General features: G+C 33.8%; 8 protein-coding genes. All 8 read right to left on the minus strand.

Going from position 1 to position 12,416, the window contains the following annotated elements; genetic code table 11:
* Position 1: 1 nt before the first annotated feature.
* The 8 genes from RM519_RS09420 to RM519_RS09455 all read right to left on the minus strand — a co-directional run bounded on the left by RM519_RS09420 (position 2) and on the right by RM519_RS09455 (position 12,383).
* Positions 2 to 904: a metallophosphoesterase gene (locus RM519_RS09420; RefSeq protein WP_311593481.1), complete on the minus strand. Its 903-nt coding sequence runs from the start codon at positions 902 to 904 to the stop codon at positions 2 to 4.
* A 496-nt stretch (positions 905 to 1,400) separates the two neighbouring features.
* Positions 1,401 to 1,970 carry a DinB family protein gene (locus RM519_RS09425; protein ID WP_311593482.1) on the minus strand — a complete coding sequence of 190 codons (570 nt, stop codon included), beginning with the start codon at positions 1,968 to 1,970 and terminating at the stop codon, positions 1,401 to 1,403.
* Between the two features lie 180 nt (positions 1,971 to 2,150).
* Positions 2,151 to 4,547, minus strand: coding sequence for a glycoside hydrolase family 31 protein (locus RM519_RS09430; RefSeq protein WP_311593483.1), 2,397 nt, complete (start codon positions 4,545 to 4,547; stop codon positions 2,151 to 2,153).
* Between the two features lie 133 nt (positions 4,548 to 4,680).
* Positions 4,681 to 6,585, minus strand: coding sequence for a 1,4-alpha-glucan branching protein GlgB (gene glgB, locus RM519_RS09435; protein ID WP_311593485.1), 1,905 nt, complete (start codon positions 6,583 to 6,585; stop codon positions 4,681 to 4,683).
* A 3-nt stretch (positions 6,586 to 6,588) separates the two neighbouring features.
* Entirely contained in the window at positions 6,589 to 7,851 is a 1,263-nt protein-coding gene (locus tag RM519_RS09440; RefSeq protein ID WP_311593486.1) for a glucose-1-phosphate adenylyltransferase, read from the minus strand.
* Between the two features lie 3 nt (positions 7,852 to 7,854).
* Positions 7,855 to 9,261 (minus strand): glycogen synthase, encoded by a 1,407-nt coding sequence (locus RM519_RS09445; protein ID WP_311593487.1) that lies wholly within the window; start codon positions 9,259 to 9,261, stop codon positions 7,855 to 7,857.
* Positions 9,262 to 9,404: 143 nt separating this feature from the next.
* A complete protein-coding gene (lepA, locus tag RM519_RS09450) occupies positions 9,405 to 11,201 on the minus strand; it encodes a translation elongation factor 4 (protein ID WP_311593488.1) in 1,797 nt (598 codons plus the stop codon).
* A 90-nt stretch (positions 11,202 to 11,291) separates the two neighbouring features.
* On the minus strand, positions 11,292 to 12,383 hold the full coding sequence (locus RM519_RS09455; RefSeq protein WP_311593489.1) for a TolB family protein: 1,092 nt from the start codon (positions 12,381 to 12,383) through the stop codon (positions 11,292 to 11,294).
* Positions 12,384 to 12,416 lie beyond the last annotated feature (33 nt).

A 12,416-nucleotide genomic window follows, 5' to 3' on the forward strand; every position in this document is an offset into this window, starting at 1 on the left:
ATTAGTTGATTTTTAAAGACCGATTAATTTCTCTACCAAATCCTTTAATTAAGATGCTGTCTTTTGTAAATGTAGCAGTTGCAAAAGCAGATTCATTTTCTGTATCTACCATGCCTTTAAAAGTGATGTAATGAATACCATCTTTTTCTAAGTAACTGCCTGCATGATTGTGACCGTTCATAAACACCTTTACATTAGGATAATTTTTAGTGAGTTGGTTGAATTCATTTACATTCCAAAAATTATGATTATCGATTGGGTTCGCAGGAAAGTGGCAATAGAAACCAACATTTTGATTGTTATTTTTAGAAAGTTCTAATTCCGATTTCACCCATTTTATTTGTTCTGAACTTAAACCACCATTATAAAACATAGCATAAGGCAAAGAGTCTTTTTCTTTTACTAGAAGCATATTATCAGCTTCTTTTTGCTTAGAGACTTCCGATCCGTACGTACTTAAATCTGTACCATCTAAAACAATGAATTTCCAATTTCCAACTTCAAAACTATAGTATCGTTTTTTTAGACCCATTTTTTCAGCAATAAATGGCTTTAAACTATCGGCTACATCAAAATCGTGGTTTCCTAAAACGTGATATGATTTTGATTTTAATAGATTCCAAGTAGGTAGTATGCTATCAAAACTTTTGAACTCTTTATCGATAAAATCACCCAGATGAATAGTGTATTCTAAATCATGTTTATTTAATTCCTCAACAGCCTGTCTTAATCTTTCTGGAGATTTTTTAAAATAGCGATCCCATTTTATTTCACAATCGCAATATTGGCAGTCAGAAACGATTCCGATTGAAAATTCTTTAGAGGATGAAGGATTTTGAATATTGCAATTCGTTAACAATAAAACTAGTAGGAAAAAGATTGTTATGTGTTTTACAGTTTTCATTTGGTTTTTTGGTAAAAATGGACTCACAAAGTTAAAAAATATGTTAAAAAGTAGGTAGTACTTATCGAAAACGTTTTCGTATGGTGTAATTTATACACAATAAGTTTGGTGGTTTAAAATGTCATTGTATATTTGCAGCTGTAGGAGTTAAATCCTACTTTCTTTTTCATAGCAATTTTCCCATCTAATTTATTAGGTGGTTTTTTTTTTACGATTAATTGTGTTTATTATATAGGTTTTATAGGGTATTAAAAATGACACAAATTTGATACTATTATTTTTCATTTGACAGAATAGTATTAATCTGAGTTAAAATAGTATTATAATTTTAATAGTCAGTTTGTATCTTTGTTACGTAGGATTTATCCTACATTCTTTTTCATAGCAATTTTCCCACTTAAGTAATTGAGTGGGTTTTTTTATCCAATTTTCAACAGCTTTAAAAACAGAATAGAACTGTGATAAGGCCAGATTCTTTTTTTATTTTAAGTAAAAATTAAAACGCTCTGTAATCAGGAGCCTTATGTCCTTTTGCTCTTAAATATACAATTGCTTGCCCTCTATGATGCGTGACATGATCTCTTATAAATAGGAATCCTTCTATTTTAGTAAATTCAGGTTTTTCAGGTAAAAAGAATACTGAAAACTTCTCATGTAGTTGTTCATGACTCATTCCTTCCAAAGATGAAATCATTGAGTTGAACGACATGTTTAGCATTTTAATAGTTTGTTCTTTTGAGGCTCCAATAGAGGCTTCAGTCATTTCACTTTGTGGTAATTCTTCACCTAAAATTAATTTTTTGTGGATAAACATACTAGACATTGCAATATGTGCCATTTGCTCTCCAAATGTCTTTACTGAATCTGCTGTTTTAAAGGTGTAGTCTTTAGCAGGCATTGCTTCTGCTACTTCAATAGTGTACGTCTTGGCATTTTTTAGGATAGATACAACAGAAGCTTTAAAGTCAAAGGGCCCCTTTGTTGGCGTATCATTTTCTGAAGCACGTAAATTGGTTACACCGAAACCAATTGCCATAAAGGCAAATAATAGTATAGTTTTTTTCATGGTTAGTAAGTTTAGTTTTACCAGAAAATATTTTCTGATAATATCAATGGTCGTAATAAAATCAAGAACTAACAGAATATGGAATGATTAAATAAAACATACTTACTATAAGATTGAAAAAAAAACACCTTAAAGCAATGCTGCTTTAAGGTGTTTTTATAATTAGTAAATTTTAAAAATCTATCCTTTAATTTGTAGGTTAGTGAACTCTTTTGAAACCACTAAAGAGTTGTTTTTAAACTGTACATCTTTTAATTCAACATACTCATTGTCTACTTTTATAGTTTTAACTTTAAACGGAAGACCAATTAAGTTAATCTTAAACGTATCATAAGAAGTAATAAATTTTCCTCTTTTATGAATTCTAACGATCAATTTGTTTTTTGTTCCGGCTAGATTAAATTTCTTTAAACTATAACGACGTTTCTTATAATCATAGCCGTCGTTTGCATCTTCATATAATTCGGAATCTTCTTTGCCATCTTTATGATAAACATCTAAAGTAAGTTGATCAATGTTCTTTTCACCAACATATTGTTGAATCGGGTACTTAGGAATGATCGCTCCAGCCTTAATAAAGATTGGCATGCTATCTAAATCAGCATCAACCCATGTTTCAATACCACCTGTCATGATTTCTTTTGTCCAGAAATTGTACCAAATACCTTTAGGAATATACATTCTTCTTCCTTTTGCGTTTGGCTCATTAATTGGGCAAATTAAAATTTGCTCACCGCAAATAAATTCATCGGTTCTATAATGTGTTTGATGATCTTCTTGATCGAATAGAACCAACGATTTTAACATTGGAACTTTATTTTGTGAATATTGATAGAACGATGTATATAAATAAGGTAATAATTGATATCTAATTTCAATAAACTTACGTACTACATTTGTGATTTCGTCATCAAATGCCCATGGTTCTTGATCTCCATGATCACCAGATGAATGTGTTCTACAGAATGGGTGAAACGCACCTAATTGGATCCAACGTGCATACAATTCGCCATTAGGTTGTTCTGCAAATCCACCGATATCCGATCCGGCAAATGAGAATCCAGATAAAGCCAAGCGCTGTGCTTGTATATTTGCTATTTGTAAATGCTCCCATGTGGCAACATTATCTCCCATCCAGGTAGAAGTGTAACGCTGAGTACCCGCATAGGCAGATCTTGTAATCACAAACGGACGTTTAGGGTAATTATACCTCTTTAAACCATGATAGGTTGCACGTGCCATTTGCATTCCGTAAATATTGTGCGCTTTTTGATGGCTACATGGATTGCCGTCATAATCATGTCGTACATCATTTGGAAAAGTTTTTCCAGGAACGTCCATTACGGCAGGTTCATTCATGTCATTCCAAACACCTTTTACGCCAATATCTTCTATTAATTCTTTAAACAAACCAGCCCACCATTCTCTTACTTCTGGACGGGTAAAATCTGGAAAATAACATTCTCCAGGCCAAACTTTTCCTTTCATATAAGGTCCATCTGCACGCTTACAGAAGTAATCCTTATCCAATCCTTCTTTAAAGACACTGTATTCGTTATCAATTTTAATACCCGGATCAATAATAACGACAGTTTTAAATCCGTCATCTGCTAATTCCTTAACCATTCTTTTTGGATCTGGAAAGTGATCTTTGCTCCATGTAAAGCATCTAAAACCTTCCATATAATCAATGTCTAGATAAATGGCGTCACACGGTATTTTTAAATCTCTAAATTTTTGAGTGATTTCTTTTACATTGGATTCTGGATAATAACTCCATTTACATTGATGATATCCTAAAGCCCATAAAGGTGGTAACTCTGGTGTTCCAGTTAAATCTGTGTAGGCCGTTACAACATCTTGCATTTTTGGGCCATAGAAGAAATAGTAGTTCATTTCTCCACCTTGTGCCCAAAAACTTGTAACATTTCTACGTTCATGACAGAAATCGAAATAGGTTCTAAACGTGTTGTCGAAAAATATGCCGTATGCTTTGTTATGGTGAATTCCTGTGTAAAAAGGAATGGCTTTGTAAATAGGATCAGTGTCTTTACCGAAAGCATACGAATCCGTTGCCCAGTTTTCAAAACGTCTACCTTTAAGGTTGAGGTGTTGAGGTTTGTCTCCAAGCCCATAATAGCTTTCACCATTTTGAGCGGTTTTACTCATTTTAACAATATCACCTCCCAATTCGTAACTTTCTTCCCAATGAAACCCTAATTCATCTTCGCAAATTACGGAACCATCCTTGACATCATAAATAGACTTTCTTAAGTCAGATTTAAATATATTACAGATGAGTTTAGCAGTAGTAATAATGTATTTTTCTTCATCTTCTTCAATTTCTAAATGATTATAGCCCCTGGTAGATTCATCATCAATTGCATAAGAAAAATCATTGTCAAATTTACCTACTGTTGTATATCTAAATCTAAGTATACTATCTCGTAAAACGGTTAATTCCAGAATTACATTATTAGCAGTGCTGAAATGAAGTACATCAACTTCTTTAGAGTAGGATTTTATGTTAGTTGGGAATAGGTTTCCCTTGTATTCTAATTGTGTATTTAAAATCATAAATTGTCATTTTATGCAAGTTGTAAACTTACTGAAATTTAATAGTTTGAGATGTGAAAATTCGTCAAAAAGGACCTCTTTTTTTTGACGAAATCGCAACGAAAACGTTCTAGAATTTGAAATTAAGTTAAAGTTATTTTGCGTATTGAAATACAACAACGGCTAGGGGAGGGATTGTAATTTCTGCGCTAAATTTTTGATTGTTCCAAGGTGTTTTAATAGTTGTGATTAATTTTGAATTTCCCTGTCCGCTTCCACCGAATGCCTTTTCATCCGAATTAAATAGTTCTTTCAACTTTCCTTTTAATGGAACTCCAATTTTGTATTTTTCATGTAGGTTCGGAGTAAAGTTACAAACTACAATCACGTCACTTTTTATACCTTTTCTGATATACGAAATAACAGAATTCTCGGCATCGTCATAAGCAACCCATTCAAAGCCATCTTGCTCGAATGCTTTTTCAAATAAAGCAGGCGTACTTCTGTAAAATGAATTGAGCGATTTAAAATAATGTAAGGTGTTTTTATGAGAATCGTGTTCTAATAAATCCCAGTCTAAACTCTGCTGAAAATTCCATTCAGAATATTGCCCAAATTCACTACCCATGAATAATAGGTTTGCTCCAGGATGGGTAAACATATACCCATAGAGCAATCTAAGATTTGCAAAGCGTTGCCATTCATCACCCGGCATTCTATCTAAAATTGATCCTTTTCCATAAACTACCTCATCATGAGAAAGTGGCAACATGAAATTTTCAGTAAATGCATACGTTAAACTGAAAGAAATATCATTTTGATGGTATTTTCTATGAATTGGATCTTTCTTAAAATAATTCAAGGTATCATGCATCCAACCCATCATCCATTTCATTCCAAAACCTAACCCACTTTGATAAGTTGGTCTTGATACATTTGGAAAGGCTGTTGATTCTTCAGCAATAGTTTGTACATCGGGAAAAGATTGGTATACTTCAGAATTTAATTCTTGAAGTAGGGAAATCACGTCTAAGTTTTCTCTTCCTCCAAATTCGTTTGGTTCCCATTCACCATCTTCTCTAGAATAATCCAAGAAAAGCATTGATGCAACGGCATCTACTCTTAGACCATCTGCGTGGTATTGTTCTAGCCAAAATATGGCATTGGAAATTAGAAATGAACGAACTTCATTACGTTCATAATTAAAGATTAAACTTTTCCAATCTTGATGGTAGCCTTTTCTTTTATCCGGGTGCTCGTACAAATGAGTTCCGTCGAAATTTCCTAATCCATGTGCATCTTCTGGAAAGTGTGATGGCACCCAATCTAAAATAATTCCGATGTCATTTTGATGTAATTTATCTACGAGGTATTTAAATTCCTCTGGATAACCAAAACGGGATGTTGGTGCGAAATATCCTGTTATTTGATAACCCCAAGAAGGATCATACGGAAATTCCATTATAGGCATTAACTCTACATGTGTAAAGTTCATTTCTTTAACATAGTTCACCAATTCATCTGCCAATTCGAAATAAGACATAAATCTGTCTTCCTCAACTTTTCGTTTCCAAGAACCTAAATGAACTTCATAAACAGAATATGGAGCATCCAAAGCATTGTGCTTTTTTCGCTTTTTCATCCATTTAGAGTCCTTCCATTTATATGTATCGTCCCAAACAATGGATGCCGTTTTAGGTGGATGCTCACATCTACGAGCATAAGGGTCCGCTTTTTCAGTAACAATACTATTGTTGGTAGATTCAATCTTGTATTTGTATACGTTCCCTTTGCCAACATGTGGAATAAAGCCTTCCCAAATACCAGATGAATCCCAGCGGACATTCAATTGGTGCTCCTCATCGTTCCAGAAATTAAAATCTCCAATAACGGAAACGGATTTTGCACTTGGAGCCCAAATAGCAAAATAAGTACCTTGAATTCCGTTTAACTTAATAGGGTGCGAGCCAAATTTTTTGTAGAGCCTAAAGTGTTTTCCAGCTTTAAAAAGGTTGATGTCAAAATCGGTAAAAAAACTATGTGAAATTACTTCTGCCATCTTTTAAATTACAGTACCGTTAGGAATGGTAACAGCTTTTTTAAGCACTACAATTCCGTCTTTAACTACGTGCGTATCTGTTTCTACATCTTCTAGGTGATCACCTCCATTTATTCTAACATCGTCTCCAATACAGCAGTTCATATCAATGATGGCATTTTTGATAAAGCAACGTTTTCCGATTCCAATTGGAATGGAATTTGGATCATTTATTTCATCTAGGTTTTGATAAAAATCACTACCCATCATATACGTATTAATAATGGTTGATTCATCTCCAATACGTGAACGAATCCCAATTACTGAATGGTCTATTTTTGCTGCACTAACAATACAACCCTCCGCAATTACTGTTTTATTTAAACTTGTTCCAGAAATTTTTGTTGTTGGAAGCATTCGGGCTCTAGTGTAAATTCGTTTTGATTTGTCATATAAATCAAATTTTGGAATATCATCGGTTAAGCCAAGATTTGCCTCAAAAAAGGAATCTATATTTCCGATATCTGTCCAATATCCTTCATATTGATAACTCAATGTTTTGTGGTTGTTTATTGCTTGTGGAATAATTTCTTTTCCAAAATCAATCGTGTCTGGATTGCTCATTAATTCAATTAGCAATTCACGATTGAAAATATAAATTCCCATCGACGCCAAATAATTTCTTCCTTCACCTTTCATTTCATCACTTACTTCAGATGTCCAATCTGGTAATAATGAAGCATCAGGTTTTTCAATAAATGAAGTAATTTGATTCTTGTCATCTGATTTTAATATTCCAAATGAAGTAGCATCCTTAGCGTTTACTGGAATGGTTGCAATAGATATTTTTGCCTTTGCTTTTTTATGAGCTTTCACCATTTCGTTAAAATCCATTTGGTATAATTGATCGCCAGATAGAATAAGTGCATAATCAAAATCGTGTCGTAAAAAATGATGCATACTTTGTCTTACGGCATCAGCAGTTCCTTGGAACCACCCTTTATTATCAGGAGTTTGTTCGGCTGCCAACACGTCAACAAAGGCAGAACTAAAAAAACTAAACGAATAGGTGTTTTTAATGTGTCTGTTCAAAGATGCAGAATTAAACTGCGTTAAAACATACATCCGTTTGATGTCAGAATTGATACAGTTTGAAATAGGAATATCTACCAATCGATATTTTCCAGCAATTGGTACAGCTGGTTTAGAACGAGCATGGGTTAATGGATAGAGTCTTGAACCTTGTCCGCCTCCTAAAATAATCGATAATACTTTGTCTCCTGCCATGTTTTATTTTTTTAAAGATTGATATAGTTTTAAATATGCTTCTGCTGAGGCATCCCAAGAATGATCTATCCCCATAATATATTTTCTGTTTTTTGTAAACTCTTTAGAATCTTCGAAGAGTTTAGTTGCTCTATTCATTGTTGATACAATTTGATCTATGTCAACATCGTCATGTGTAAATCCAAAACCATCATTTTCAACATCAATTATTGTGTCTTTTAGACCTCCAATTTTCCGAACTATTGGTATTAAGCCATAACGTAAAGAGTATAACTGATTCAAACCGCAGGGTTCTACTCTCGACGGCATTAATAAAAAATCGGCTCCAGCATAAATAATATGTGATAACTTTTCATCATACCCAATATAGGCATTATAAGACCCTTTATGTTTTACTTTTAAGAGGTTTAATTCTTCTTCAATTTCATCATGCCCTGAACCCAATAAAAGTACTGAAATATTTTTATTTTCCAAGGCTTTATCAAAGACACTTGGTAATAATTCGGCGCCCTTTTCGCCAACCAATCTTCCTATAAATGCAAACAATGGTTTTTTTGGGTCTAGATTAAACTCGTTACATAACCAAGTTTTGTTCCCTTTTCTTCCAGATACTACGGTTGTCTTTTTAAAGTTCTTTACAATATAAGAATCTGTTTCTGGATTCCAAACGTCCGTGTCAATACCATTTAAAATACCACTGCATTTTGCGCTTTCACTTGCTAGTAAACTCTCCAAACCATTTGCATTCTCTTTCAATTCTTCCATATAACTCGGTGAGACCGTAGTGACAGCCCAAGCACATTTTATGGCCGCTGCAAGAGGGTTTATGGATTCACCCCAATCTAGCAACCCGACGTTATCAAAATTAAAATCTGGAATCGTCCCTACTTTATCATGAGAGAACCAACCTTGGTATTGCGCATTGTGAATAGTTAAAATCACTGGTATAGCATTTAAAGATTCATACTTGTATGATTCTTGTAACATAAAAGGTGTTAATCCTGTATGATGATCGTGGCAATGAAAAATGGTTGGTTTTTCATTCCAAGTTAAAATCCAATCTAAAATGGCTATTTGAAAAGCCAAGAATCGATTTGCATCATCGAAAGAATACACATAATCAACTGTTAATAAATTTGGAATTTTAACGAAGTATATGTTAAATCCTAAAGAGTTGTTGTCTAGAGTTAGTATTTCAAAATTGCATTGTTCTTCTCCTAATTTTAAGGTAGAGTTAAATACTGATGAAAAAGCGTGTTCCTGTGTGAATTTGTTGTCATAAAATGGCATGATAACTTCAGATGTTACATTTTCAGAACTTTGATATTTAGGCAAAGCCCCAACAACATCTGCTAAACCTCCAACTTTTGCAACAGGGTAACATTCCGCACTTAAATGAATAATTTTCATCGTTTAATTTTAGTTTTAAAAATACGACTATTAGTAAAAAGAAAAGGGTGTTTTTTATTAAAAAACACCCTTTAGTATTAAGATATTGTAAATTTATTCTTTTCTGAACCGTATAAAATTCAATAAAACTTACGAAAACGTTATTAATCGTTCAATTTTAAAACGGCCATAAACGCTTGTTGTGGAATTTCTACGTTCCCAACTTGACGCATACGTTTCTTTCCTTTCTTCTGTTTTTCTAATAATTTACGTTTACGAGAAATATCACCTCCATAACATTTTGCCGTTACATCTTTACGCAAGGCTTTTACCGTTTCTCTAGAAATAATTTTTGAGCCAATGGCAGATTGAATGGGAATATCGAACTGCTGACGTGGAATTAATTCTTTTAATTTTTCACACATTTTACGCCCAATATGCTGTGCGTTGTCTGTATGAATTAAAGCAGAAAGTGCATCTACCGGTTGCCCGTTTAATAAGATATCTAGTCGAACTAATTTAGAAACACGCATTCCGATTGGTGAATAATCAAAAGATGCATATCCTTTAGAAACAGTTTTTAATCTGTCGTAAAAATCAAATACAATTTCTGCTAAAGGCATGTCAAAAGTCAATTCAACTCTTTCAGGTGTTAAATAGGTTTGATTGGTAATCATACCTCTTTTTTCAATACACAACGACATTACATTACCAACAAAATCGGCTTTTGTAATAATTGAAGCTTTTATATAGGGTTCTTCAATTCTATTAATTGTTGAAGGGTCAGGTAAATCTGATGGATTGTTTAAGACAAATGCATCATCAGGTTTTCTGTTTGTAAAAGCGTGATAAGAAACGTTAGGCACCGTAGTAATCACAGTCATATTAAATTCACGTTCTAAACGCTCTTGGATAATCTCCATATGTAACATTCCTAAGAATCCACAACGGAAACCGAAACCTAAGGCTGCAGAACTCTCTGGTTGGAATACTAACGAAGCATCATTCAATTGCAATTTTTCCATTGAGTTTCTTAACTCTTCGTAATCTTCAGTATCTACTGGGTAAATACCAGCAAATACCATCGGTTTTACATCTTCGAAACCTTCAACAATATTTGTTGTAGGTTTTACAGCGTCGGTAATAGTATCACCTACTTTTACTTCCTTGGCAGTTTTAATACCAGTAATTAAGTACCCAACATCACCAGTCTTTACAGATTTTTTTACAACCTGTTCCAATTTTAAGGTTCCTACTTCATCAGCAAAATATTCTTGATCTGTAGCGACAAATTTTATCTTTTGCCCTTTTTTAATTTCTCCATTAAAAACTCTAAAATACGTTTCAATTCCTCTAAATGTATTGTAAACAGAGTCAAAAATCAAGGCTTGCAATGGTGCTTCTGGATCTCCTTTTGGAGCAGGAACACGTTCAATAATAGCCTGTAAAATATTATCTACACCAAATCCAGTTTTACCACTGGCATGAATTACTTCTTCAGGGTCGCAACCTAACAATTCAACGATGTCATCGGTAACTTCTTCTGGATTGGCACTTGGTAAATCTACTTTATTAAGAACGGGAATAATCTCTAAATCATTCTCTAATGCTAAATATAAATTAGAGATAGTCTGGGCTTGAATACTCTGTGCAGCATCTACAATTAGTAAGGCACCTTCACAAGCAGCAATAGATCTCGAAACTTCATAGGAGAAATCTACGTGACCAGGAGTGTCAATTAGATTCAACACATACTCTTGTCCTTCAAACGTGTATTCCATTTGAATAGCGTGCGACTTAATGGTAATTCCACGTTCACGCTCCAAGTCCATACTATCTAACAGTTGGTCTTGTTTTTCACGTTCAGTTACGGCTCCAGTATGGTCTAAAAGTCTATCCGCAAGAGTACTTTTTCCGTGGTCAATATGTGCAATTATGCAAAAATTTCTAATGTGCTTCATTTTCGTAATCCTTCTTTCAGGGTGCAAATATACGCTATTCAATGGTTTTATATAGGCTAAAACCAACAACTATAAACTGTCAACTAGCAATTAATCAACCCACTCTGCCATAAACAAGTTTGTATCGTGCCCACCTCCATTATTTCTATTCGATGAAAATAAAATTCTTGTTCCATCATTAGAGAAAACAGGGAAAGCATTGAACGATCCTCCATGGGTTACCTTCTCTAAGTTTTTACCATCGATATCGATCATGTATAGGTCGAATGGAAATCCACCAGCATTTTCAAAGTTTGATGAAAAGATAATCTTGTCGCCTTTAGGTAAGAAAAAAGGACTCCAGTTTGCGTTTCCTAAATGCGTTAACTGCTTTAAATCAGATCCATCTGCATTACAGATGTACAATTCCATTTCTGTTGGTTGTACCAATCCATCAGCTAATAAACCTTTATATTCTGCAATTTCTTCTTCTGTTTTTGGTCTCGACGAGCGGAAGATAATTTTAGTTCCATCAGGTGAGAAAAATGCCCCGCCATCATATCCATATTCAAAAGTGATTTGTTTTACATCACTTCCGTCAATATTCATAGTATATAAATCGATGTCTCCATTACGAGTTGAAGTGAATACGATTTTGTCACCTTTTGGCGATACTGTAGGTTCAGCGTCATAGCCTTTTTCATTGGTTAACTGCTTTAATACATTTCCTTGCTGATCTGCTAAATAGATATCATACGTATCATAAATAGGCCAAATGTATTTTCCGTTTTTACGCAATACGGCTTCAGGACATTCGTGGTGTCCTTCATGCGTAGATGAATATATGATATTGCCATCAGGTAAGAAATAAGAGCAGGTAGTTCTACCTTTTCCAGTACTTACCATTGGCGGAATTTTATCTTCAAAGGTCTCTCCAACATTCATTAAAAACATTTGATCACATTCTACACCCCATTCTTTATTGTTCGATTGAAAAATAATTTGTTTATCATCAAAACTCCAATAAGCCTCAGCATTGTCACCGCCAAATGTTATTTGTTGAATGTCTTTAAAATGCTTTTCTCCTTTAAAATATAAGGAGTCCGTTGTAGTGGCACCGCTCATTGCATCTTTGGTCCCTTTTTTTGAATTGTTGCAAGAAATGGCAACTATAGAGATTAATACCAATAAAATTCGTTTCATTTGAATGTGTATTTTTGTGTTAATAAATATCCA

This window comes from Urechidicola vernalis (assembly GCF_031846385.1).
Classification (GTDB): Bacteria; Bacteroidota; Bacteroidia; order Flavobacteriales; family Flavobacteriaceae; genus Urechidicola; species Urechidicola vernalis.

Coding starts and splice junctions, on each gene's coding strand:
- RM519_RS09455 (WP_311593489.1), bottom strand. CDS start 12,383: ATGAAACGAATTTTATTGGTATTAATCTCTATAGTTGCCATTTCTTGC.
- RM519_RS09420 (WP_311593481.1), bottom strand. CDS start 904: ATGAAAACTGTAAAACACATAACAATCTTTTTCCTACTAGTTTTATTG.
- lepA (WP_311593488.1), bottom strand. CDS start 11,201: ATGAAGCACATTAGAAATTTTTGCATAATTGCACATATTGACCACGGA.
- RM519_RS09445 (WP_311593487.1), bottom strand. CDS start 9,261: ATGAAAATTATTCATTTAAGTGCGGAATGTTACCCTGTTGCAAAAGTT.
- RM519_RS09430 (WP_311593483.1), bottom strand. CDS start 4,547: ATGATTTTAAATACACAATTAGAATACAAGGGAAACCTATTCCCAACT.
- RM519_RS09440 (WP_311593486.1), bottom strand. CDS start 7,851: ATGGCAGGAGACAAAGTATTATCGATTATTTTAGGAGGCGGACAAGGT.
- RM519_RS09425 (WP_311593482.1), bottom strand. CDS start 1,970: ATGAAAAAAACTATACTATTATTTGCCTTTATGGCAATTGGTTTCGGT.
- glgB (WP_311593485.1), bottom strand. CDS start 6,585: ATGGCAGAAGTAATTTCACATAGTTTTTTTACCGATTTTGACATCAAC.